General features: G+C 26.0%; 20 protein-coding genes. 18 read left to right on the forward strand and 2 right to left on the reverse strand.

The features are described 5' to 3' along the window. The 6 genes from AVBRAN12640_RS06410 to AVBRAN12640_RS06435 all read left to right on the forward strand — a co-directional run. Positions 1 to 1,314, forward strand: a 1,314-nt coding sequence (locus AVBRAN12640_RS06410; RefSeq protein WP_336608774.1) for a UDP-glucose dehydrogenase family protein, incomplete at its 5' end; no start/stop codon positions are given. Then, a complete protein-coding gene (locus AVBRAN12640_RS06415; RefSeq protein WP_336608773.1) occupies positions 1,311 to 2,702 on the forward strand; it encodes a glycosyltransferase family 2 protein in 1,392 nt (463 codons plus the stop codon). The genes AVBRAN12640_RS06410 and AVBRAN12640_RS06415, both read left to right, overlap by 4 nt. After that, a complete protein-coding gene (glf, locus tag AVBRAN12640_RS06420; protein ID WP_336608772.1) occupies positions 2,703 to 3,842 on the forward strand; it encodes a UDP-galactopyranose mutase in 1,140 nt (379 codons plus the stop codon). Then, positions 3,839 to 8,809 (forward strand): glycosyltransferase, encoded by a 4,971-nt coding sequence (locus AVBRAN12640_RS06425; RefSeq protein WP_336608771.1) that lies wholly within the window; start codon positions 3,839 to 3,841, stop codon positions 8,807 to 8,809. The genes glf and AVBRAN12640_RS06425 overlap by 4 nt, the downstream gene beginning before the upstream one ends. Positions 8,810 to 8,823: 14 nt before the next feature. Then, complete coding sequence (locus AVBRAN12640_RS06430) at positions 8,824 to 9,270, forward strand: hypothetical protein (RefSeq protein ID WP_336608770.1); 447 nt, start codon at positions 8,824 to 8,826, stop codon at positions 9,268 to 9,270. Between the two features lie 421 nt (positions 9,271 to 9,691). Then, positions 9,692 to 10,903 carry an aromatic amino acid transport family protein gene (locus tag AVBRAN12640_RS06435; RefSeq protein WP_336608769.1) on the forward strand — a complete coding sequence of 404 codons (1,212 nt, stop codon included), beginning with the start codon at positions 9,692 to 9,694 and terminating at the stop codon, positions 10,901 to 10,903. A 269-nt stretch (positions 10,904 to 11,172) separates the two neighbouring features. On the opposite strand, the gene AVBRAN12640_RS06440 is transcribed toward AVBRAN12640_RS06435, so the two are convergent. Then, positions 11,173 to 13,095, reverse strand: a complete 1,923-nt coding sequence (locus AVBRAN12640_RS06440) for a capsular polysaccharide biosynthesis protein (protein WP_336608768.1) — start codon at positions 13,093 to 13,095, stop codon at positions 11,173 to 11,175. 111 nt (positions 13,096 to 13,206) lie between these two features. Here AVBRAN12640_RS06440 and AVBRAN12640_RS06445 point away from each other — a divergent pair, with 111 nt between their 5' ends. Further along, complete coding sequence (locus AVBRAN12640_RS06445; RefSeq protein ID WP_336608767.1) at positions 13,207 to 13,941, forward strand: hypothetical protein; 735 nt, start codon at positions 13,207 to 13,209, stop codon at positions 13,939 to 13,941. A gap of 13 nt (positions 13,942 to 13,954) precedes the next feature. Here AVBRAN12640_RS06445 and aspS read toward each other — a convergent pair whose 3' ends face one another. Continuing rightward, the gene (gene aspS, locus AVBRAN12640_RS06450; RefSeq protein WP_336608766.1) at positions 13,955 to 15,712 is read right to left on the reverse strand and encodes an aspartate--tRNA ligase; all 1,758 of its coding nucleotides are present in this window, start codon (positions 15,710 to 15,712) and stop codon (positions 13,955 to 13,957) included. A gap of 87 nt (positions 15,713 to 15,799) precedes the next feature. Between aspS and AVBRAN12640_RS06455 the strand changes: the two genes are divergently transcribed. The 11 genes from AVBRAN12640_RS06455 (at position 15,800) to mrdA (ending at position 26,231) form a co-directional block, all read left to right on the forward strand. Further along, positions 15,800 to 16,636, forward strand: coding sequence for an NAD(+)/NADH kinase (locus tag AVBRAN12640_RS06455; RefSeq protein WP_336608765.1), 837 nt, complete (start codon positions 15,800 to 15,802; stop codon positions 16,634 to 16,636). After that, the gene (locus AVBRAN12640_RS06460) at positions 16,633 to 18,153 is read left to right on the forward strand and encodes an AAA family ATPase (RefSeq protein WP_336608764.1); all 1,521 of its coding nucleotides are present in this window, start codon (positions 16,633 to 16,635) and stop codon (positions 18,151 to 18,153) included. The genes AVBRAN12640_RS06455 and AVBRAN12640_RS06460 overlap by 4 nt, the downstream gene beginning before the upstream one ends. Continuing rightward, the gene (locus AVBRAN12640_RS06465; RefSeq protein ID WP_214117982.1) at positions 18,150 to 19,397 is read left to right on the forward strand and encodes a GGDEF domain-containing response regulator; all 1,248 of its coding nucleotides are present in this window, start codon (positions 18,150 to 18,152) and stop codon (positions 19,395 to 19,397) included. The genes AVBRAN12640_RS06460 and AVBRAN12640_RS06465 overlap by 4 nt, the downstream gene beginning before the upstream one ends. A gap of 2 nt (positions 19,398 to 19,399) precedes the next feature. Further along, on the forward strand, positions 19,400 to 20,155 hold the full coding sequence (locus AVBRAN12640_RS06470) for a TatD family hydrolase (RefSeq protein ID WP_214119844.1): 756 nt from the start codon (positions 19,400 to 19,402) through the stop codon (positions 20,153 to 20,155). Then, complete coding sequence (locus tag AVBRAN12640_RS06475) at positions 20,152 to 21,234, forward strand: lytic transglycosylase domain-containing protein (RefSeq protein WP_214117987.1); 1,083 nt, start codon at positions 20,152 to 20,154, stop codon at positions 21,232 to 21,234. The genes AVBRAN12640_RS06470 and AVBRAN12640_RS06475 overlap by 4 nt, the downstream gene beginning before the upstream one ends. Then, positions 21,231 to 21,986 carry a septal ring lytic transglycosylase RlpA family protein gene (locus tag AVBRAN12640_RS06480; RefSeq protein ID WP_284444073.1) on the forward strand — a complete coding sequence of 252 codons (756 nt, stop codon included), beginning with the start codon at positions 21,231 to 21,233 and terminating at the stop codon, positions 21,984 to 21,986. The genes AVBRAN12640_RS06475 and AVBRAN12640_RS06480 overlap by 4 nt, the downstream gene beginning before the upstream one ends. A 2-nt stretch (positions 21,987 to 21,988) precedes the next feature. Beyond that, complete coding sequence (locus AVBRAN12640_RS06485; RefSeq protein ID WP_214117989.1) at positions 21,989 to 22,465, forward strand: KdsC family phosphatase; 477 nt, start codon at positions 21,989 to 21,991, stop codon at positions 22,463 to 22,465. Continuing rightward, entirely contained in the window at positions 22,459 to 22,956 is a 498-nt protein-coding gene (gene lptC, locus AVBRAN12640_RS06490; protein ID WP_336607462.1) for an LPS export ABC transporter periplasmic protein LptC, read from the forward strand. Before AVBRAN12640_RS06485 ends, lptC begins: the two co-directional genes overlap by 7 nt. Beyond that, positions 22,941 to 23,393 carry a lipopolysaccharide transport periplasmic protein LptA gene (gene lptA, locus AVBRAN12640_RS06495; RefSeq protein ID WP_214119845.1) on the forward strand — a complete coding sequence of 151 codons (453 nt, stop codon included), beginning with the start codon at positions 22,941 to 22,943 and terminating at the stop codon, positions 23,391 to 23,393. Before lptC ends, lptA begins: the two co-directional genes overlap by 16 nt. Then, complete coding sequence (yihA, locus tag AVBRAN12640_RS06500) at positions 23,390 to 23,968, forward strand: ribosome biogenesis GTP-binding protein YihA/YsxC (RefSeq protein ID WP_214117994.1); 579 nt, start codon at positions 23,390 to 23,392, stop codon at positions 23,966 to 23,968. The genes lptA and yihA overlap by 4 nt, the downstream gene beginning before the upstream one ends. 451 nt (positions 23,969 to 24,419) lie before the next feature. After that, complete coding sequence (mrdA, locus tag AVBRAN12640_RS06505; protein WP_336608763.1) at positions 24,420 to 26,231, forward strand: penicillin-binding protein 2; 1,812 nt, start codon at positions 24,420 to 24,422, stop codon at positions 26,229 to 26,231. Positions 26,232 to 26,294: the final 63 nt, after the last annotated feature.

The following is a 26,294-nucleotide window of genomic DNA, read 5'->3' on the forward strand; positions in this document are numbered from 1 at the left end:
AAATTGGAGAGTTTGTTGAATATAGCTATTATAGGAACTGGTTATGTAGGATTACCTAGCGGTATTGGGTTTGCTAAACTAGGCCACAATGTTACTTGTGTAGATATTAATAAAAGTAAAATTCATTCTTTACAAAATGGTATTTTGCCAATATATGAAAATAATATTGAGCAATTATTTTTAGAAGTAGTTAATGAAAATCTCACTTTCACCACATCTTATTCTTGTATAAATGAAGCTGATATTGTTATATTAGCTGTTGGAACTCCACAATCAAATAATAGTGAGAAAGCTGATTTAAAATATATATTTGAAGCGATAAATGAAATTTGTAAAAATTTAAGAGATAAAAATAAATATTTTATTTTAGCAACCAAATCAACGGTTCCGGTTGGTACTGGAGATAAAATAGAAAAAATAGTGCACAAAATAAATCCTAATATTGACGTAGTATCTTTACCTGAATTTTTGAGAGAAGGGTATGCTTTAGAAGATTTTTATAATCCAGATAGGGTTATAATAGGAAGTAATTCTGATAAGGCAAGTAAAGCAATAAAAGAATTGTATTCGCATATTGATAGTGATAAAATTTTAATTACAACTAGAAAATCGGCTGAACTTATAAAATATGCTTCTAATTCTTTTTTAGCAATGAAAATACATTTTATAAATGAAATAGCTGATTTTTGTGAAAAAAGCGGGGCAAATATAGGTGATGTTGCACTTGGAATTGGACTTGATAGTAGGATTGGTAATAAATTTTTAAACGTTGGACCTGGATTTGGTGGGAGTTGTTTTCCTAAAGATACTTTAGCAATGCTTGGAATGGCTAAGGAGCTTGGGGTAGGAGTATCTTTAATAGAAACTACCATTAAGGGTAATAATGATAGATTTAAAAAAATTGCAAATAACATTAAGGATATGTTAAAAGATATTGATAATCCAAAAATAGGTATTTTAGGACTTGCTTTTAAAAATGGCACTGATGATTGTAGACAAAGTCCAGCGATTGAAATTATAAAAGAATTTATTAAAAATTATCAAAATATAAATGTTTATGATCCGAGGGCTATAAATAATGCTAAAGGTATTTTAAATGATAACGTTAATTATACAAATTCAATTTATGAATGTGCCAATGAATGTGATTTATTGGTAATTTTGACAGAATGGGATGAATTTAAGGATATTGATTTTTTAAAGCTTAAAGATTGTATAAAGGTTAAAAAAATCTATGATACTAGAAATATAATAAATTTCAATGAAGCTAAAAAATATGGTTTTGACGTGATAAATATTGGGGTTAAGAATTGAGCCAAACAGTTATCGTAGTTAAAAACGCTGAAGGTGACCCTGATACAAAAGCTACTATTTTGATTAAAAATAAGATTGATTATATCCCAAAAGTATCAGTAATAATCCCAGTATATAACACTGAAAAATATTTAAGAGAGTGTTTAGATAGTGTAATAAACCAAAGCTTAAAAGAAATAGAAATAATATGTGTAGATGATGGTTCAACTGATAATTCGCTAGAAATCTTAAAAGAATATGCAGCTAAAGATAACCGTATTACAGTTTTAGCTCAAGAAAATCTATATGCTGGAGTTGCAAGAAATGCTGGTATGATGGTAGCTAGTGGAGAGTATTATCATTTTTTAGATAGTGATGATTGTATGAGTGGTGAGCTTAATTATTTTTATAATGAAGCTTGTAAAAATCAAGTTGAATTGTTTAAATTTAAAAATATAATTTATGATGATTATAATGACTTATATTATCAAAATGATTATATTTTGATATCAAAACTTGATAAAAAGTACTTTAATAAACTCATAAAAAATCCTAAGATAGATTTACTTTTAAATCTTCCTGATAGTGCTTGGAGTGGTATATATAAAGCTAGTTTTATAGAAAAATTTGATATAAAATTTGATAATCTTAAATGTGTTAATGATGTTAGTTTTTTCATAAAGTGCATAAATAATCTCAATAGTCTTTATATATCAAATAAAGAATTGATTGTATATAGAAGAAATCATGTTAATTCTTTAATGCAGCTTAGAGCTGATAATTTAGTTGATTTAATAAGGCAGTTTAAGAATATAGAAAAAGTGGATTTAAAACATAAACAAATTATATTGAAATATATTTTTATGAAAATTAAATCACAATTTATAAATAATTTAGATAAGCTAAGTGAAGATGTTTTTGATGAGCTAAAAACTATATCTTATAGATGCTTTAATGATAGAGATTTGATAAATTTTAATGATTTTGTAATAGCTTACAAGCCACAACAAACGAAATTTAATAACTTTTATTATTCATATCCAAAGATACTTTCTAATGACAAAGGCAATGGCATAAGCATTGAAGGTAGTGGTGATTGTGTGATATATCTAAAAGCTATAGAAAGTGGGTTATTTAATATAACTTTTAGGTCTATTTTGAACAATGGCTTTTATAAAGCTACAAGATATAACTTAATAAAAATCAACGATGAGATAATAAATATACTTCCAGTTATTACAACCGATAATTCTCCTTATAGATATAAATTAAAGGTTAAAAATGGTGATATTTTGAAATTGGAATTTAGATTAGGAATTACAAACGTTAAACAAGATTTTAAAGTAAATATAAGAAATGTAAAAAATAAAAAAAATAGTGTTGAATTGGTAAAAATAAAAGGAATATAAATGAGTAAAGAAAAACTAAATTTAATAGTAGGATGTGGTTTAAGTGGTGCTGTAATGGCAAATAAAATAGCCAACGAATTGGGTGAAAATGTTGTTATTATAGATAGGAAAGACCATATAGCAGGTACTTGTTATGATTATAAAGATATAGATACAGGCATTACAGTTCATAAGTACGGCCCTCATATTTTTAGAACTAATAATAAAGAAGTTTGGGATTTTTTATCAAAATATACCGAATGGATGCCTTTTATGCATAATGTTTTAGGCATAGTAGACGGCAATGAAGTACCAGTTCCATTTAACTTAAATTCGTTGCATATTGTATTTCCTGAGCAGTTGGCAAAAAAATTAGAAAATAAACTTATAGAAAAATTTGGATATAACGTAAAGATAAAGATACTTGAGCTACTACAAACAGATGATAAAGATTTAAAATTATTAGCAGATTTTATATATGAAAAAATTTTTAAGGAATATACCATTAAACAATGGGGCTTTAAGCCTGAAGATTTAGACCCATCTGTTACTGGATCGGTTCCGGTTTTTATAGGTAGAGATAATAGGTATTTTCAAGAAAAATATCAAGGTATACCTCTTAATGGTTATACTAAGATGTTTGAAAATATGTTATCTCATAAAAATATAGAGATAAGACTAAACACTGACTATAAAGATATAAATGAAAAACATTTTGATAGAATATTTTATACTGGAGCTATTGAAGAATTTTTTGAATATAAATTTGGAAAACTACCTTATAGAAGTCTAGATATTAAAATTACAACTTATGATATTGATAAATTTCAAAATGCTCCGGTGGTTAATTATCCTAACAATTATGATTTTACTAGAATAGCTGAGTATAAATATTTTTTAAAAGAACAATCTAATAAAACAGTTTTATCGTTTGAATATCCTAAAGAATTTGAAATAGGAAAGAATGAAAGAATTTATCCAATTTTAAATAATTTAAATACTGCTTTATATAACAAATACTTACAAGAAGCTATATTATTAGAAAATATTTATTTTTTAGGAAGACTAGGAGCTTATAAATATTATGATATGAATAGAACTATCCTTGGTGCTTTTGAAGTATTTGAGAATATCTTTAATGTAAAAGGAAGTAATAAATGAGTGATTTTTTATCAATGACTTTGTCAGAAAATCAAATTATAGTTAAAAACGCAGAAGGTGACCTTGATACAAAAGCTACTATTTTAATTAAAAATAAGATTGATTATATCCCAAAAGTATCAGTAATAATTCCAGTATATAACACTGAAAAATATTTAAGAGAGTGTTTAGATAGTGTAATAAACCAAAGCTTAAAAGAAATAGAAATAATATGTATAGATGATGGCTCAACTGATAATTCGCTAGAAATTTTAAAAGAATATGCAGCTAAAGATAATCGTATTACAGTACTTACTCAAGAAAATATGGGTGTATCTGTTGCTAGAAACTGCGGATTAGAGATTGCTACTGGTAAATATATTCAATTTTTAGATTCTGATGATTGGCTAGATTTAAATACTTTAATTACGTCTTATAATGTAGCTTATAATCAAAATATAGATATGTTATTTTATGGTAGAAAAGAATATAACCGTGATAGCATTATAGAGTATAATTGGATAGTAAATAAATTTCACAACAATATCGAGAAATTATCGCTCTTTGAAGCTAGAAATTTTTTAATATACTCAACTGATAAATTATATAAAAGTGAATTTCTTAAAGCAAATAATATAAAGTTTACAAAAGATATAAAAACTGCAGAAGATGGATTATTTATGATAGAGTGTTACATAAACAAACCAAGTTGTAACTATTTGAAAGAATATTTTTACAATTATAGAATTCACAATAATTCTGTAACCAATAAAAATACACATCATATACAAAACGACCTAGATGGTTTTTATAAATATGTTAAAACTTATAAATTTAAAAATATGTTAACTTCACACAAATTATTTATCATTGATAAATATTGTGGCGGGATCTTGTATCATTGGAATAATAATGCAAATCTAAGAGGAGAATATATTGGTTTAATCAATGAGTTTATATTATATATTGAGAGTAACTTTACTATTAGTGAATTAATTTCTTTAAAAAAATATGTAAAATTAAAAAATAAAATATATAATATAAATCTTTCTTATAAAGAATTAAAATTAATTTCTGTGATTATCCCTATATATAATTCCGAGACATATCTAGCCAAGTGTTTGGATTCTATTTTGGCATACAAGAAAGATGATTTAGAGCTTGTTTGTGTAGATGATGGTTCAACCGATGATTCGTTACAAATTTTAAAAGAATATAAAAAAAGATATCAAAATATAATTGTATTAAAACAAGAAAATAAAGGTGCTGGTACAGCAAGGAATTATGGGTTATCAGTGGCTTCTGGTAAATTTATTTTTTTTATGGATTCGGATGATTGGATTGAGAGTAGGAATTTAGAAAATATTTTAGATTATATAAAAGATAAAGATTTGGATTTTTGCAAATTTAAAAATTATGAGTATGATGAACAAAAAGATGAAATTATAGAATCTAAATATGGCAATCTAAGCGAATTTTATTTGTATTTTTATAAGCAGCTAAGTTTTGTTAATAATAAAGAATTAATAAAACTTCCAGATAGTCCTTGGAGTGGTATCTATAAGCGTGAATTTTTGTTACAAAATCATATATATTTTGATAATTTAAAGTGTGGAAACGATGTTTCTTTTTTTATCAATTGTTTAATAAAGGCTAATAAAGTATTCGTATTACCTATATATCTTGTATATTATAGAGTAAATAATCCAAAGTCTTTAATAGGTATTAGAAGTAAGAATTTTAATAATCAATTAGAGCAGTTTTATATTATAGAAGATATTATTAAAGATCAACAAGAAAATATTAAAAAACAAATTAGACTACATTTAATATGGACAATAAGATATAGAATTAATTTATATTTAAATGATTATTTGTTAGATATAGATATAAGGAATAAAATTTATAATGAATCTAAGATATTTTTTACAAATTTAAATAAAGATTTTTTATATAACGAGTATTGCTTAGAACAATTGAATTGTATACTGATTAATTCTAGTAATTTAGAAGAATTTTATGAATTACAAAATCAACCAAAAGTATCTGTTTTAATTCCTATATATAACAATGAAAAATATTTAAAAGAATGTATAGATAGTGTAATAAATCAAACCTTACGAGACATTGAAATTATACTTTTAGATGATGGTTCGACTGATAATTCTGCAAAAATGTGTGACGAATATGCAATGCAAGATAAAAGAGTAAAAGTTATACACAAACCAAATTCGGGTTATGGGGCAACAATTAATTTAGGATTAAAGTATGCAAAGGGTGAATATATTGGTATTGTAGAGTCTGATGATTATATAGAAAAAGATATGTATTTAAACTTATATGAAATAGCTAAAAATAATTGCTTAGATATTATTAAATCAGATTTTAAAATTTTTTATGGAAGTGGTAAATATAGGCAATTCATTGATAGAAAACTATGTAACAATAGCATATGCTCTTATAGCCAAATATACAACATTCATAGTAATATAAATATTTTTAGAGTAAATAATATTAACTGTAACGGTATTTTTAAAAGAACTATGATAATTAACAATAGTATTAAATTAAATGAAACTCCTGGTGCGTCATTTCAAGATAATGGATTTTGGGTGCAGACTTTTTGTTATGCGAAAAGAATAATGTTTGTAGAAGACTCATATTATAGGATAAGAAGAGATAATCCAAATTCTTCTGTTAAAAACAAAGAAAAAGTTTTTTGCATGTGTGAAGAGATGGATTTTATAGATAGAATTTTACAAGAGAAATTTTCTAATAATAACTACTTGGTATACCAATCGGTGTTAATTAGATTCCATAACTATATTTTTACCTTGGATAGGATAGATGATAGTTTCAGACTAATATTTTTAGAACGTTTTGCAAAAGATTTTAAATACTATTTAAGTCAAAATCTTGTAAACGATAAGTTTTTTAGTAAAAATGAAATCAATACAGTAAAGCAAATTGTAAAAAATCCAAAAGAGTATTATGAGATTTATCACATAAAAAGATTTGAAAAAGACAAAAACGATTTAAATAGTTGGTATAGAAAAGTAACTGGTAAAACTTTAAATTTAGAAAATCCAAAAACTTTAAATGAAAAGATTCAGTGGATGAAATTATATGATTCAACTCCTGTTAAGACAAGGTTAGCTGACAAGTATCTTGTAAGAGAATGGATAAAAGAGCAAATTGGTGAAGAGTACCTGATACCACTTTTAGGTGTATATGACAAATTTGAAGAGATAGATTTTGATAAATTACCAAACAAATTTGTTATCAAATGCAATCATGGTTGTAGCTACAATATAATAGTAAAAAATAAAGCAGAATTAGACTTAAAAGATATAAAAAATAAGCTAGATAAATGGATGAATGAAAATTATGCATTCAGGGCTGGATACGAATTACATTATTTAAATATAGAACCAAAAATAATTATAGAAGAATATATTGAAAATGTTTCTAAAAATGATTTAGTTGATTATAAATTTTTCTGCTTTAATGGAAAGCTAAAATATGTATATACCGTATATGGAAGAGAATCAGAAAAATCAGTAATGGCTACATATGATATGGAATGGAAACAACTAGATTGGTGTTTAAGCATACATCAGTTAGAAAAAACAAAAATACAAAAACCAAATAATTTTGATTTGATGAAAGAAATTGCAGAGAAACTCTCTAAAGACTTTAATTTTGTAAGAGTGGATTTGTATTTAATGGATAATGGGCAAATTTATTTTGGGGAAATGACTTTTACACCAATGTCAGGGTTTGCTAAGTGGAATAAAAGCAATATAGATTTAGAATTAGGTAAAATGATAAAGCTTCCAAAACTAGCATATAATATTTATACGAGAGAATATTATAAGCCTAAAAAAACAAATATCTTAAAAAAAGTTTTAAAGCTATTAAATTTTAATCAATCAAAATATATAGATTGTGATAATGTTTTAAGTACTTATCGTATTGATGTTAAGAATTATGGTTTTAAAGATAATAAAGTGCAAATTATTCAAAATGAAAATGAAATAAAAGCTATATCAACAGAAAAAAGTAATGGTTATGGTTTCGTTGGAAATGATAATACTATTGAATTTAAAATTATAAAGAGTGGAAAGCTTGTGATAGATTTATTTAACGATAGTGGAAATATTACTTATAATCAAATCAAATTAAATGGTAAAAATCTTTTAAAAAAATCTTTAATTATTACTAAAAATAATTCGTATAAGATAAAAAAATATGTATTTAATAATCAAAAATTTAAATTAGAAATTGATTGCAACAAAAAGGCTTTTAAAGTAAATATTAGAAATGTTAGAACATCTGAAAATAGTATAGAGTTATTAAACAATAGTTCGAAAATCAATATATCAACCCCAGATTGGTTTAGCAATGACAAAGGCATTGGAAGCGTCTTAACTAGCCAAAACTATAAAGATAGCTTTAAGGCAAAAGCAATTGGTAATGGTAATCTATTATTTAAATTTATGGGAATTGATAAAAGATTTAATGACGAAAGAATACCTTTATATGTAAATTATCAGTCAATTAAAATAAACGGAAAAGAAATTTTAAAAGAACCTACTATAGCTTGGCATGATAAAGCATTTGCTTATGAAATGAAAGTTAAGGATGGCGAGGTGATAGATGTAGAGGTAGTTAAATCTCCATATCCTTATACTAAAAATGAATTAAAAGATTTGATAATCAAACTTTCAAATGGGGTAGAACCTAATGATATAAATAATATTATTGAAAATATTATTAAAAATAGACTTGAGTATGAAAAATCAATGGGGGTAAGACAAACAAATAAACTTTTTTCAATCACAAGAGAAAAGCATAAAACAAGATACTATTTCTTAGGTTTAAAATATGTAAAGTTTAATACAAGACGAGAGATTTTAGACCTTATTAAAGAAGAAAATACAAAGTTAAGAAAAGAGATAGAGCATTTAAAAAATAGAATAGGTTGATATTGGAGAGTAGTATGAATTTGACTGAAAGAATTTATAAGCTTGAACAAAAAGTTGAGGATTGTATATCAAGCAACAATAATGTAATTAATAAGCTTGATGTTATGTTAAAACGATTAGAGAAAATAGATGATCTATTTAAAATGATATGTGCTGAAATAAAAAGTCAAGAAAAAGTATTAAAAAGTAATCTTGAAGTATTATCAAAAAGGTTTGAAGAATATAATGTAAAAAATATTTCTTACCGAACTGAAGAAATTAATAAAATTAAATATTTACAAAACTATATGAATGAAATGTATTTTGCAAGATTGCTTGCAGATAGTTTTAGAAATAGTTTTTGGCTTAAAGATAAATCTATTTCTCTATATGGGTGGGCGGCTAATTATAGTTTTATTTATATACTTTTTAGGATTTTGGATAAAGTATCTTTAAATAATATTTTGGATAGAGATTTATAAAATAGAGTTAGAACTTAGTGAAAATTCTAGTATTAATTTATTAGGGTTGGAAGAATTTTAATATGATGGTGGTATTAATGATAAGTATTCCAATCTATCGCTATTTATAGGTAATATAAAGTTTAGTTTAATAATCTTTGATGGTTCAGTTGGAGGTGGTAAAAATTTACCTAAAATAAATATATTAGATGTTATAGAAAATGATAATTTAGATGATGATTTTATTATTATAATAGATGATAGCTCAAGACAAGGAGAGAAAAAATACTATATCAAAAGTTGAGAATTTACTAAACAATAAATATATTAAATATACAAAATTTACACGTAGTGGAATTAAATAGCAGACAATTATTGTATCTAATAGATATGATTTTATTCAATATTTATAAAAATATTAAAATAACAAAAAAGGCATGTAATGAGTAAACAACAAAAAGATTATTTCTATGATTTAACTTGGATATTTATGGTTTTAGGATCTGCAATAGGTGCAGGAGTATTGTTTTTGCCTATAAAATTAGGTGAAAATGGTATAATAAGTGTTTTTATAGTATGGATAATTATGGTTTTTGTAAATACAAGAACACATTTTTTACTTTCTTTATTATGTATTGATGAAAAAGCTCAAATTAATGATAAATCTTGGTTTTTAAGGTTATTTAAAAACCCTATATCTTATGTTTTGATGTGTATTTATGTGTTACCAATATTTTTTACAATGATATTTTTATCTTTAAGTTTGATTAATGCTATTGAATTTTTATTACATAATAGATTTAATATGCTTTTAGATAGAAATATTATAGTTGTTTTTACAGTTCTAATATTGGTTTTTTTATCTATTTTAAAATTATCATTTATTAAATCTATTAATAATATCTTGGTTATTATATTATGCTCTAGCTTAGTATTATTTTCTTTATATTTATTTGTATATGTTTTATATGATTGGAATACAAATGAAATGTTGGCCACTACTAATATCAATGATACTTCAAAGACAATACTAGAAAGTTTACCTATTGCTATTCATAGTTTTAGTTATTTACCTTTAGTTTTTATTTTTGTTAAAGATCTTAAAAATAGATATATGGATTATGAAATCATTAAGATAAAAATAAAAAAAATTACATTAATTTCAAATTTGATTTTAATAAGTATTATTATGTTTTTTGCATTGGTTTGCATTTTAGCTGTTGATTATAATGATTTGAATGAGATTAAAAAGGCTAATATATCTATAGTTAGTTATTTGGCTGAAAAACATAATAATTTTTTAATTTCTTGGATTGTACCTATTGTAACATCAATCGCTATTGTTACATCGTTTTTTAGTTATTATATAGGTAGCGTACTTGGTGTTTTTGAGCTGTTAAAATTGAATGAAGAAAGTAAAAATGCTAAAATTATAGTAAATGTAATTTTCATAATTTCATTAATTTGTTTTGCTATATATAACCCTAGTATTTTGGCTTTTATAGGAAAGATTAGCGGTCCTTTAATTGCTTTTGTATCCATAATTTTGCCATTATATGTTATATATAAAAAACAGGAATTTTTTAAATACAGATTTCTAATATTTGATTTGTTGCTATTAGTTTCATTTTTATTGATAATATATACATATTAATGCATATTTATTAAATAATTATTATTTATGATACAAAGCTTATTAAAATAAATACTTTTAAGTATTTATTTTAATGAACAAAAATGTGATATTTAAATAAGAAATATAAAAAAGAAAATATTTTACTTATTTTTTTAAGTAATATAATTTAATACTTATATTGTATTAAAATATAAAAATAATAATTATTTTATTGTATATATAATATATAAAAGTTATTTTAAATAAATATACAGAATAAGTAATTGGGATTGTGTATATTTTTTTAGCTATTTGAGTTTTTTGTTGATTAAAGCTTTTATTATGTTTTTACAATTTGCTAAATTTTTATAGAAAGGGTTTAAGTATCTAGGATATATAACAACAGCTCCTAATATTAGTTCGTTTATGCTTAGTTTTTTTCCACGGCGAGATAGAATTTCTGGAGTTATGTTTTTATCTATGGTTAGACCCCAGCCGGCATAAAATGGAGCCCCGTAAGTTACTACTACTTTATCTCGGATAAGTGCATCATATCCTGCTGTTGATGTGATAGTATGAACCTCATCACAAGCTTTTATACAGCTATCTATACTAATATCAGTTATAATTTCATCGCAATATTTTAAGATAATTTTCTCATCCTTAAGTCCTTTACGATTACCAGCTACTACATCAGGATGAACTTTATATATTATATAAGCCTCTGGATTTTCAGCTCTAACTTGCTTTATAAGTTTTAAAGTGTCATATCCTAAACCACCACATTTGATAGACGCATCATCTTCAACTTGTGCTGGAATTAGTATTGTTTTTTGTTTTCTTTTTGGTAGTTCTTTATGTTTTAAACAATTATATTTAGAAAATGAATTATCTAAAATTAGTTTTCTAATCTCTTTTGCTTCTTGTATTAATTCATCATTAAAATCAGTATTTTTTAGGATATATTCTAATCTACTTGGAAGTTGAGGGTCAAAATAAATTCCCATATCATCAACTACTAATGAGTATGCTTTAGTAAGGTTTGAACCAAGTCCAATTGAGCGTATAAAACCATCTTCTACTGTGCTAACATTCTTAAAATACTTTTCGAGTTCATCTTTATTATATTTTTTACCCCATATAAATGCTTTATCGTTTTCTGTAACCTTATACCGCTTTAAAGTACTTAAAGAGTTCATGAAAATTATTTTATTATCAAATGATTTAAAAAAATGCTTTGTATGAGCTCTTTTCCATAAGGAAAACCCAAAGAAAAATAATCTCCCTGAATTAGCCTTATAAATTTCTCTAAATTGCACTATGGTTTTCATAGTATCAAAAATATCTGAAATATTTTCAGAGTAAGGATTATAATATTTCGTATATAAAAAATACATAGCATAAAATATTTCTTCAATATTTCTTATTTTTATTCTACGCTCACATTTTTGTTTATCTTTTGTAATTCCCCATCCTGCATAAAAAGGCATTCCATAGCACACGCATTCACACCCACAAAGCAAAGCTTCAAACCCCATTGTTGAAGTTTTTGTATAAACCTTTTTAAAGTTTTTAAGTAAAGTTATTGGATTATAACTATCGCTTATAATCTCACATTCTTGTGGAATTTCATTTATGTTTATATCACTTTGTTTTTTGCTATTTAGTGTATCTGGATGAATTTTTACATAAATTTTAGAACTAGGGTTTTCCTTAATTGCGTCTTTAATCATATCAAGTGAATTAATATTATTAGCTAAACCATATTTAAGTGATAGATCATTTGCACTCTGTAAAATCACTAAAACATTATCTTTATTCCCTAATTTAAATTCTTTGTAAGCATTGTTATATTTGCTTATATTATTATCTACTAGATATTTGATAGCTTTTCTTGCTTTTTGTAATTCATCTTCGCTAAACTCGTAAGTATTCAAAATATTTTCTAATCTACTTGGAGTGGTTGCATCATAATAAATCCCAATATCATCAAATACTAGTGAAAAGCTATTTTTATCATTAATGCCAAGCCCTAAAGAGCGAATAAGCCCATCTTCAAGTAAGCAAAATTTAGCATTATTTTTTTTAGCTAAATCCTTGGCTATTTTGCCACTTTCCTTTCTTCCCCAGCCATAATAAACACCATTGCAACTTGCATCACGCCAAGAAAGATTTAAAAAGTTTTTAACATTTTTACGAAGTTTATATTGTCTAAAATATCTAATCAGCATTCTTTACCTAAAATAAAAAGAACTTAGAGTAGTTAAGACCCAATCTCTCGTTGGAACATCTCTAAGTTAAAATTATTCTAATATAATTATGTAAACATAAAAGGCGGTTAAATGTATAAGATAGAAGAAGAATTTTATAAAAAAATTGAAGATTTATTTGTAAATTATCAATTCCTTTTAGTAGATGATTTTAAAGATAGAATGATAAAAGCCATAAAAACTTTGCATTTTGAATATCTATTAGGCTCATGCAAAGAAGCTAAAAATCTACTAGATAAATATAATAAAAGCTATAATTTATTTGACCTCATTATGGTAATTTATAATAAACGCAGGAGAAATCATCAGACCAAATCACTATTATTGCATTGCTTTGAAAATACTCTAAGAAGCACTGTAGCAATAAATTATGCAAACCATTATAATAAAAACGAAGATAATTGGTTTTGTAATATAGCTGATGTTAATATGGCAAAGAGAATAAATAGGCAATGTAAAGAATTAGATTTAAACAATACTAATACATTTGAGATTTTTGATTGCTTTAGGATGATGGATTTACAAGAGATAATTGATGAGAATTGGGACTTTTACTCGCAAATTTTTGCAGAATATAAAGAATATAAAAATCAAGAATTGCCACCATACGATAAAAATCACTTATATACAAAAATAGGGCAGATTAGAAAAGTGAGAAATGAAATATTTCATAATAAACCCACAAAGATTAAATTTCAAAAAGATTTAGAAATATTAATGCTTAGAATGGATTTTAATTTAAAAGATGCTATAAACATTGGCAATATAGCAGATGGCATTAGTTTGCAATATAAATATACCCCTTAAAAAGGGGTAAAAATTATTTTTTACTTTCTTTTAGTGCAATGTGTAATTCATTTAGCTGAGCATAAGCAACTTTGCTTGGTGCGTCAGTCATTAGGCATTGCGCTCTTTGAGTTTTAGGGAATGCTATTACATCTCTAATTGAGCTAGATTTTGTAACTAACATTAATAATCTATCAAGCCCTATTGCAAATCCACCATGACTAGGTGCTCCGTAGCTTAATGCGTCTAGTAAAAAGCCAAATTTTTCTTTTTGTTCATCTTCGCTAATTCCAAGTAATTTAAATACTTTTTGTTGAATATCACTTCTATGAATTCTTATACTTCCACCACCAAGCTCAACTCCGTTTAATACTATATCATAAGCAACAGAACTTATTTCATCAATTGGTGCATCAATATTTTTTGGCATTGTGAATGGATGGTGCATTGCCGAATAGCTTCCATCGTCATTTTGCTCAAACATAGGAAAATCAACAACCCATAAAAACTCAAATTTATTTTCATCAATAATCTTTAATTCATTCGCTAAGAATAATCTAAATCTTCCCATATAATCTAAAACGGTTTTTTTAGCACCAACGCCGAAGAATACTACATCTCCTACACTAAAATCTGCTTTTTCTTTTAAGAAATTTATAAGTTCAGCACCTTCATCATCAAAAAATTTAGTTAATGGTCCTTTTGGTCCATCTTCTTTCATTTGAATAAACGCTAGACCTTTAGCACCAAATTTTCTAACATATTCTTCAAATCCTTGCATTTGGCGTTTTGAAAAAATATTATCTCCATTTTTAACAACAATTGCTTTTACACGATTTTTCTTAGTATCTTTTGCAGGTTCGCTAAAAATAGCGTTATTTGACTTTGCAAAAATGTGCGCAACATCAATCATCGGCATATCAAATCTTAAATCAGGCTTATCACTTCCATAGTTTTCCATTGCTTCATTATAGGTCATTCTTTTTACTTTAAGAGGCATTGTAATGCCAACACTTGCAAATGTTTCTCTTAAGAAAGTTTCAGCATTTTGCATAACCATTTCTTGGTCACAAAAACTCATCTCAACATCTATTTGAGTAAATTCAGGTTGTCTATCAGCTCTTAAATCTTCATCTCTAAAGCATTTTGCAATTTGAAAGTATTTGTCAAACCCAGCAACCATTAAAAGTTGTTTGAATAATTGTGGACTTTGTGGTAACGCATAAAATTCGCCTTCATGCACACGAGATGGAACTAAATAATCTCTTGCACCTTCAGGTGTAGCTTTTGTTAAAATCGGAGTTTCTACTTCCATAAAGCCTAATTTTGTTAAAGCATTTCTAGCTGCTGTTGTAATGATTGAACGCTTTTTAAAATTATCTAATAATTTAGGATTTCTAAGACTTAAAAATCTATATTTTAGTCTTAATTCTTCATTAACATTTAAATCATTTATATCAAAAGGTAGCGCTTTTGCACTATTAATTAGTTCAATTTCGCTACATACTATTTCAATTTCTCCGGTTTTTAGTCTTGGATTTACTAAACCTTCGCCTCTAGCTCTAATCTTACCTTTAGCACTTATTACATACTCATCTCTTAAGCTGCTTGCTATTTCGTGAGCATTTTTGTTTATTTCAGGGTCACATACTAATTGAATAATACCTTCTTTATCTCTTAAATCTAAAAATACAACTCCACCATGGTCGCGGTAGCTATTTACAAATCCAGCTACAACTACTTCTTCATCAATGTTTTTAATGCTAAGCTCAGTGCTATAATGTGTTCTCAATTTCTTTCCTTAACATGAATTTTTATTAAATTAATTGATTTTTACTCAAAAATTGTAAATTTATAATAAAAAGAATAAGAAAAGATTATGAAAAATAAAGAAATTAAAAAAATAATTATATTTTGCAAATTAGGTTTAGAAGATAGTTTGGAATTAAATAATATAAAAAATTATCTTAATAGTAAAAATATTGAATATTTAATATATATAAATGATAGAAAAAATGAAATAGAATTTGATTTAGAAAATGTGGGATTATTAATATCCTTAGGTGGAGATGGAAATATAATTTCAGCTTGTAGATATTTAGCAAATTCTAATATTCCTGTGTTTGGAGTAAATGCCGGTAATTTAGGCTTTTTAACGGAGTTTAAAATTACAGAATTTGAAACCGGTATGAATGAGTTTTTAAGTGGTTCATATAAACTTGAGCGACCATTTTTACTAAGTGTTCAAATAAAGCTAAATAATGGCAAAATCTTACAAAAATATGCTTTTAATGACGCAGTATTTAATAGAGCAAATCATTTATTATTAGCGGATATAAAAACGAGTTTTAAAGGAGATATTTTTAATAACTATAATGCCGATGGACTTATAATCTCCACTCCTTCAGGCTCAACTGCTTATAATCTTAGTGCAGGCGGCTCAATTATTTATCCATTAAGCCGTGTTTTTATGCTAACTCCAATTTGTTCTCATTCGCTTACTCAAAGACCAATAGTATTACCTAAAAGTTTTTTTATTGATGTTATGAGTGCAAATTGCACTTTAAGTATAGATGGGCAAGAAGTATTTAATAAAGATGAATTTAAAAGCGTTAGAATAGGGCTTAGTAATGTAAGAGCAAATATCATTAGGCGTAAAAATAGCTCTTATTTTAGGGTTTTAAATGAAAAGCTTAATTGGGGAGAAGTAAGATGATAGAAAGATTATATTTTACAAATAATATAACTTTTGATGAACTTAACTTAGAATTTAAAAATGGTCTTATAGTTTTTACAGGTTCTAGTGGAGCTGGAAAATCAGTGATTTTTAAAAGCATATTAGCAGCTTTTGGAATTTTTGAAAGCAGTGCAAGTCTTTTAGAAATTAGCATAGATGATAAGATAAATGATGAAAGTATAGAAAATTCTAATCCAAATGTTTTTAGGGTTAAAAAGGATAAAGTTACTAGATATTTTATAAACAATCAAGCAGTTTCAAAAAAGATTATGAGTGAGCTAAATGCTAGTAATATTCGCTATTTATCGGCTAAAAATTATGATGATTTTGAGCCAAATTATTTATTAAAAATGTTAGATTTAATCATAGTTAAAAAAGAACAAAATTATGAAAATACTTTAAATGAATATAAAAATAATTTTAAAAAATTAGATGAATTAGAAAAAGAATACAAAAAATTATGTGAAGATGAAAATAAAATCAATGATTTAAAAGAATTATTAAGCTTAGAAATTAAAAAAATTAAAGATATAAATCCAAAAATAGGCGAATATGAAAAATTATTAGATATTAAAACCAAGCTTTCAAAAAGAGATAAAATAGAACAAGCTTTAAGAAAATCAGAAGGCATTTTTGCCTATGAGAGCAGTGTTTTAGAGCTTTTAAGGTTAGCTAATATTGATAGTGAATTTTTTGTAAGTGCTATGAATGAATTAAATGATATTTATAATGATTTAAATAATGATAGTAGTGAGTTAGATATTGAAGAGATTTTAAATAGACTAGAAAAGCTGCATTATCTAGTAAAGCGTTATGGAAGCGTTGAAGATGCGTTAAATATACTCAAAGATAAAGAAAAAGAATTAAATATTTATGAAAATATTGATTACGAAAAAGACAATATTGAAAAAGAGCTTAAAACTCTAAAAAATAAGCTTTTAAGTGATGCGAAAGCTATATCAAAAATAAGATTAATTTACCTTAATGAACTTGAGTGTAAAATTAATGATTATCTAAATTTGTTATACTTAGACAAAATTGCTCTTAGGTTAGTGGAATTTGAACTAGGAATTAACGGCATAGATAGATTTGAAATCAGTCTAAATAAAGCAGGTTTTAAAGAGATTAGCTCGGGCGAGTTAAATAGATTAAGACTTGCATTTTTGGCTAGTTTTGCTGATTTTATTGATTATGCGAATGGTTATATATTTTTAGATGAGATAGATGCTAATTTAAGCGGAAAAGAGGCTATTAGTATTGCAAATGTAATTAGTAAATTAAGTAAGCATTATCAAATATTTGTAATAACTCATATGCCTTGGATTTGTGCAAAAGCAAATCAGCATTTTTTAGTAAGTAAAGAAAACAATAAAAGCTTTGCAAGAGAGCTTAGAAAAGATGAAGTAGCAAATGAACTTGCAAGAATGATTAGTGATGAGAATATCAGCCAATCAGCCTTAGATTTTGCAAAAACCATATTAGAAGGAAAAGAATGAAATTACTATTAGTAGATGACAATAAGATGTTAGCTAAAGCAATAGCAAAAAAAGTTAGTGGCGCATTAAATTGCGAATTTGATGTAGCTTATGATTTTGCAGAGGCTAAAGAGTTGCTAGATAATAATCAGTATTTTGCTGCATTACTTGATTTATGTTTGCCTGATGCTATGCATGGTCAAGTTGTTGATTATGCTCTATCTAAGAAAATTCCAAGTATTATTCTAACTGGACTTGATGATGACGCTACAAGAAAAAGTTTTATGGATAAAGACATTGTTGATTATGTATTAAAAGAAGGTAGCGAATGTGTTGATTATATAATAGATATTATTGAACGCTTACAAAGAAACGAAAATACGAAAATTATAGTGGCTGAAGATTCAATGGCTATGAGAAATATTATTAAAAATATTTTGCAAGCTTACAAATTCCAAGTTTTCCCAGCAGCTCATGGAGCTGAAGCATTAGGATATTTAGAACAACACCCTGATGTAAAACTTATTTTAACAGACAAAGAAATGCCAGCAGTTTCTGGTGAAGAACTTATAAAAGAAGTTAGAAAATCTTATAATAAAAATCAATTAGGAATAATAGTTTTAACAGCTCACGGAAGTGATGATGTTGGTGCTAGAATGCTAAAAACCGGAGCAAATGATTTTATTCAAAAGCCATTTTCAAGAGAAAATATTATTTGTAGGATTAATAATAGTATAGATTTAATTTATTATTCAGAACAACTAAAAGAAAGTGCTGAAAAGGACTTTTTAACAAAATTAAATAATAGAAAAAGCTTTTTTGAGGCTAGCAAAGAATATTATTCAAAAATCAATGATGATGTTGATTTTGCTGTATTAATGATAGATATAGATAAATTTAAAAACATTAACGATACACTAGGTCATGCTGCAGGAGATAGCGTTATTGTTCAATGTGGTCAAACTCTACTTGAACAAGTTAAGGGTGGGGATATGGTTGCTAGATTTGGTGGCGAAGAATTTTGTTTATTAATTAAAAATATTAAGAAAGAAGACGCTATTAAAATGGCAGTGAAAATTAGAAGTGCAATTAAATCAACTCCTGCTATGTATCTTGATAAACCAATTAATTTCACAGCTTCAATAGGAGTTGCAGTAGGCTCTAAAAAATCAGAAATAGAAGAAATGATTAAAAAAGCTGATGAAGCTTTATACGACGCTAAAAGAAATGGTCGTGATAGAGTTGAAGTTTATGAAGGCGAATAATAGTGATAATTGATACTCATACGCATTTAGATGATGAAAGATATGATGATATCTTAGATGAAGTTTTGCTTAATGCTAGCAATGAAGAAGTAAAACTTCATATTATTCCAGGTGCTGATATAAAAACATTACAAAAAGCTCGTGATATTTCACATAAATATGATAATGTATATTTTGCTGCTGGAGTTCATCCTTATGATATACAAGATTTTGATTTAGACTACTTAAAGAGTTTTTTAGAAGATAGTAAATGTGTTGCAATAGGAGAATGTGGTTTAGATTATTATAAAAATCCTAGCGAAGAAGAAAAAAAGCTACAAAAAGAAGTATTCAAAAAACAGATTGAACTATCAATTGAAAGAAAACTACCATTAATAATACATATAAGAGACGCAAATGCTGATTCTTTAGAAATATTAAAGGCTTATAAAGAAGCTTTTGGAGTACTGCATTGTTTTAATGCAAGTCCAATTCTATTGGAATTAAGCGATAGATTTTATTATGGAATTGGAGGAGTACTTACATTTAAAAATGCAAAAAACTTAGTTGAAATCTTACCTAAAATCAAAACAGATAGATTACTTATAGAAACTGATTCACCTTATCTTACCCCGCATCCACACAGGGGGACTTTAAATGAGCCAAAATATTGCAAATTAGTTGCACAAAAAATGGCAGAAATACTAAATAAATCAATTGAGGAGATAGAAGAACTTACAACAAATAACGCAAAAAAATTATTTAAAGGATTAATTTGAAAAAATTTATATTATTAATAGTTACAAGTATTTGTTTATATGCGAATTTTTCAGTAGATAAATACGATAAACAAGAAAAAATCTTAAAAAGTATTGATGTAGATTTAAGATATTTACAAGACCAATCTTTTATGGAAATTTTTTACGATATGAGTGAAAGAGAAGTGCTTTATTTTACAAAAGTATTGAATGAAGCTAATATGAATATTCCAATTATTAAAGCAATTTTAAAAAAAGAAGGTGTTCCTGATGTTTTTTTATATCTTGCTATGGTTGAGAGTAATTTTAAAACAGATGCTAAATCTGGAGTAAAAGCTACAGGTGTTTGGCAATTTATGGAACCTACTGCTAAGAATTTTGGTCTAAAAATTGACAAATTTATTGATGAAAGAAAAGATGTTGTAGCTGCTAGCGTTGCTGCTGCAAAATATTTGCATAGGCTAAAAGATGAATTTGGTAAATGGTATTTAGCTATTTTTGCTTACAATTGTGGAAATGGCTGTGTTAGAAAAGCTATTAAAAATGCAGGTAGTGATGAATTAAGTGTATTATTAGATGAAGACCAAAAATATTTACCTAAAGAAACAAGAAGATTTTTCAAAAAGATTTTAAGTACTAGTTTAATAGCAGAAAATGATATTGCTAAGTATGGTGATATTTATTTGTTAAATCAAGTTATGGCACTTAATATAGGTAAAGTTGATGTAAAACCAAAAGAGAGTTTATCATCAATTGCTAGAAAAGCTGGGATTAGCTTAAGTGAATTTAAAGATTTAAACCCACAATTTAAAGGCGATTTTGCACCACCTTATAATTATTATGCTTATTTACCAATAGAAAAGATAGCAGCTTATAAAGATAACTCAAATCCTATTAAGTATGCTAAAAATAATGTAAAAAATGTAATAAGCTATAGGGTAAAACAAGGTGATACAATATATGCAATAGCTAAGAAAAATGGTGTTTCTACAAATGCTTTAAGAGCTTATAATAATTTAAAAGATGATAGAATTGGAATTAATCAAACCTTATTAATTCCTGTATTAGTATATGATGATAGTAAGGAGGCTAAAAATTGAAAAAATATTTAGTTTTCGCTAGTTTTTTATTTTTATTTGCTGCTTGTTCAACTACAAGTAGCTTAAACCAAAATTATAATTATGGAGTAGCTAAACCAAATACTCCAGCTACAATGAGACCTTATACAATAAATGGTAAGACTTATTATCCAAGCAAGGTTGATATTGGAGATACTGAAACTGGCATTGCTAGTTGGTATGGTCCAGGTTTTCATGGTAAAAAGACTTCAAATGGAGAAACTTTTAATACAAATTCTATGACAGCAGCTCATAAAACTTTACCTATGAATACAATGGTTAGAGTTGATAATTTAGAAAATGGAAAAAGTGTTGTAGTAAGAGTTAATGATAGAGGGCCATTTGTTGCTGGAAGAATTATTGATTTATCAAATCGTGCAGCGCATGAAATAGATATGACTAAAAAAGGCACTGCAAGGGTAAAATTAACTATATTAGGTTTTAATCAAGACAATATTAAACCTCAAATATCTAATACAAATTCCAACATTCAAAATAGTGTAAATAGTATTATGGGTGGAGATTTTATGATACAAATAGGAGCGTTTAAAAGCTCTGCAAATGCTTATAATTTAGCAAAAAGATATGCAAATTATAAAGGTTATACAAGTAAAGTATTAAATTCTAGCGATGGATTTTATAGAGTGTTTTTAAAAGGCTTTAGAAGTGAAGAAGAAGCAAAGGATTTTATAAACTTAGCTAATTTTCTAGGTTCATTTATATTTAGGGAGTAAGAATGATTAAATTAGTTATTTTAGATATTGATGGATGTTTAAGTGATGGTAAAATTATTTATTCTCCTAATGCTGATTTGATTAAAGAATTTAATGTAAAAGATGGAGCTGCTATTTTAAAAGCTAAAGAATTGGGTATAAAATTTGCAATTATTACAGGAAGAAGTTCTGAAGTTGTTTTAAATAGGGCAAGAGATTTAGGCATTGAATATGTATATTGTGGTATTAAAGATAAGCTAAGTTGTGCTAAAACACTACTGAAAGATTTAAATATTACTTTTGATGAAGTTGCTGCAATAGGGGACTATTATAACGATTTAGACCTTTTAAAATCTGTTAAACTACCTTTTATTCCTAAAGATGGGGCAAAAATTTTTGGAAGAATTTTAAATACAAAAGGTGGATATGGTTGTGTGCATGAAATGCTTGAAATTATTGTAAAAGAAAATAATCAATTAAAGCAGTGGATTAAGTGTTAATAAAAACTTTTAATATTATTTTAGTTTCTATGCTATCTATGCTTTTTTTTATAATAATACAAAAGCCTTATGATATTGATAAGATGAATTATCAACTTGATTTTAAAAGCCTTGAAGCTAATGATATTATCGGTTATGAGCTTAGTAATAAGCTTGAAAAAATAGCTTATGCTAAGCAATATTACAAAATAAATAATCAAGATAATTTGATTAATTTAAGTATAAATGATTTAGAAAAGCATTTAAGTAGTAATAAAGCAACTAAAGAAAATAATATTATAGTATTAAATGGCGATGTCAAATATAAAGATAATCTAATTAAGCTTGAAAGCGATGTATTAAATTATTCAATAAATGAAAAAATCTTAAGCTCTTTGAGTAAAACTAAAGTAACTTATAATAATAGTTTAATTAATGCTAATTCTTTTAGTTATAATTTAAATTCTTCAGATTTATTATTAAAAGAGGTTGATTTATGTATAGAAAAATAGTTATTTTATTATTATCTTTATGTAGTTTATATGCTGAAAAAATTGAGATTAATGCAAAAATTTTTGAAGGTAATAAAGATAATCAAACTGGGGTATTTAGCAAAGATGTTAGTATAAGGCAAGGTAAAGATTATTTAAATTGTCAAGTATTGACAATAAGAACAAATAAGGATAATAAAATTGCTAGCTATGAAGCACAATATGTAACAAGTTTTTCTATAAGTTTAAATAAAGATAATTTCAAAGGTAAAGCAGATAAGATTGTTTATGATGTAAATAAAAATACTTATGAGCTTATAGGGAATGTTAAAATTACAGAAAATAACAAAGAATTATCAGCAGATTATATTTATATAAACCAAAATGATGGAACATATAAAGTAAAAAGTGATAAAGCTAATAAGCCAGTTAAATTAATTTTTGAGATAGCAAAATGAATATAGTAAGTGCAAAATTTTTAATATCTTGTGAAAAATATTTTCAAACACAAGAATATAATTTAGGTGAAATTGCTTTTTTAGGTCGTTCTAATGTAGGTAAAAGCTCTTTAATAAATGCTTTAGCAAATCACAAAGGTCTTGCAAAATCATCTTCAACTCCAGGCAAAACTCAATTAATTAATTTTTTTGAAGTTACATTTGCGGATAAGAACAAATTGATTTTAATAGATTTACCAGGTTTTGGATATGCAAGGGTTTCTAAGGATAAAAAAGCTGCTTGGAACAAGAATTTAAATGAATTTTTACAAAAAAGAAAAGAAATAAAATGCTTTATTCATTTAATAGACTCAAGACACGATGATTTAGATATAGATGAAGGTGTTTATGAATATTTACAAGATTTTATGAATGAAAATCAAATTTATATAAAGGTTTTTACAAAAATTGATAAATTAAATCAGAGTGAATTTTCAAAACTAAAATCAAAATATAAAGATGCAATTTATGTATCAAGTGCTAGTAAAAAAGGTATAGATAAATTGCAGGAAAAAATATATGAGTTTATTAAATGAAAGAACGAGTTGGGTTAAGCTATTATATAACAATATTTGTTTTATTTTTTTACCAATTACTATGCTCTATTACATTTTTTTTACCACCTTTACTCGGGGTTTTTTTTGTATTTTTGATTATACATTTTAAAAAAAGTGGTTTTGATAAAACTAGCTTGCTTATTATTTTATATCTATGTCTTATTGAAATAACCCACGGATTAGTGCTGTTTAGCACTACAATAGCGTTTTTAATATTTTTTTATTATTTTTATGATAAGTTGATTTACAAACTTAAAAATAGAGATATTTTGATAATTATTTTTATAATATTTGTATATTTTATAGATATATTTTTAAATTTATTATTTTCTTATTTATTTGAACTAGAAGTGCTTAAATTAAGCAATATTTTTATTTATTATATATGCCTTGAATCTTTATTATCAATTATTTTGTTTAGAGGTATTGTGTGAGATTAAAATTTGTAATTTTTGTAATATTGTCATTTTTTATAATGCTACTTTCTAGGGTATATTGGCTTAGTATTTATAGCAATGATTATTATGAAGAACTAGCACAAAAGAATTCAACCAAAGAAGAATTAATTCCGCCTATTAGAGGGATAATATTAGATAGAAATAATACCCCATTAGCTGTTAATCAGCTCGGATTTTCAATATCTTTAAAACCACATTTAAGTAGTAATTTATTAGATGTAACAACTAATAAAATTCTAAAATGCTTTAGTGATTTAGATATTGATAAAATTATTAAAATATATAAAAGAGAAAATAGCTATTACAATCAAGATGAAATAGAAATTATAGATTTTATAGAGTATGAGAAGATAAATCCTTGTTATTTTGAGCTGAATTTAGATGATAATATATTAATAAAACCAAGTGTTAAAAGACTATATCCATTTAATTCTTTAGCAAGTCATATAATAGGCTATGTGGCAAGGGCAAATGCTGAAGATATGGTAAATAATGATGTTGTAAAAGTTACAAAAAAAATTGGAAAAACAGGCATAGAAAAATATTATGATGATATATTACAAGGCACGCCTGGTAAAAAAGTTACAAAAGTAAATTCCATCAATCAAGAAGTAGAAGAAATTGAGTTTCAAAAACCAATTATGGAAAATGACATAAAACTCACTATTGATATAAGAATGCAGCAATACTTAGATGAATTGTTTAAAAATATTAGTGGTTCAGCAGTTGTTTTAAATATTGAAGATGGCTCAATTATTGCAGCAGGTTCTTATCCAGAGTATGATTTAAATCCTTTTGTTACTGGAATTTCACAAAATGAATGGGATATGATGATACAAGATTTAGACCACCCATTTACAAATAAGATTATAAATGGTCGTTATCCACCAGGTTCGGTTGTAAAAATGGGCGTAGGCTTATCGTTTTTACAAAGTGGTAAAATAGATACTAATACTACTTTTACTTGTTCTGGTTCTTTTGATTTTGGTGGTAGAAAATTTAGATGTCATAATGTATATGGGCATGGGGTTATGGATTTAAGAACTGCTATTAGGTCAAGTTGTGATGATTATTTTTATAAAGGCAGCTTAAAAGTTGGAATAGCTGATATAAGTGCAAGTTTATATAAGCTTGGATTTGGTAGAAAAACAGATATTGATTTACCACTTGAGAGTGTTGGTATATTACCAAATAAAGTATGGAAAAGTTCAAGATATAACCAGCCTTGGTATCAAGGTGAAACTTTAATTACTAGCATAGGGCAAGGTAATTTCCTAGCAACTCCAATGCAAGTAGCAGTCTATACAGCAAAATTAGCTAGTGGATATGAAATAAAGCCACATTTTGTAGATGAAATAAATAAAGAAAAAGTTGAAATTGTTAAAAAAGATATTTTTACTCAAAGCGAACAACAAGATTTAAAATATATTAGAGCAGCTATGTATGATGTAGCAAATACACCTAAAGGCACAGGATATAAACCTTTATTAGAGAGTAAAATCACATTAGCAGCCAAAACAGGCACAGCGCAAGTTGTAGGGATTTCTCAAAGTGAAAAAAAGCGTATGAAAGAAGAAAATATGGAATATTATACAAGAAGTCACGCTTGGATGAATGCTTATGGACCTTATGAAGAGCCAAAATATGCCGTGGTTGTTCTAGTTGAGCATGGAATGCATGGAGGTGCTACTTCTGGGCCAATTGTTGCAAAAATATTTAATAAATTATTAGAATTAGGCTATATTGATGAGCAATATCAAAAGGGATTTAAAAAACATAAATGATATTTCAAATTCTAAATGTATTAAAGATAAATTATTATGATTAGCCTATTTTTTTGCAAGGAT

It is taken from the genome of Campylobacter sp. RM12640 (assembly GCF_020137595.1).
Lineage (GTDB): Bacteria > Campylobacterota > Campylobacteria > Campylobacterales > Campylobacteraceae > Campylobacter_E.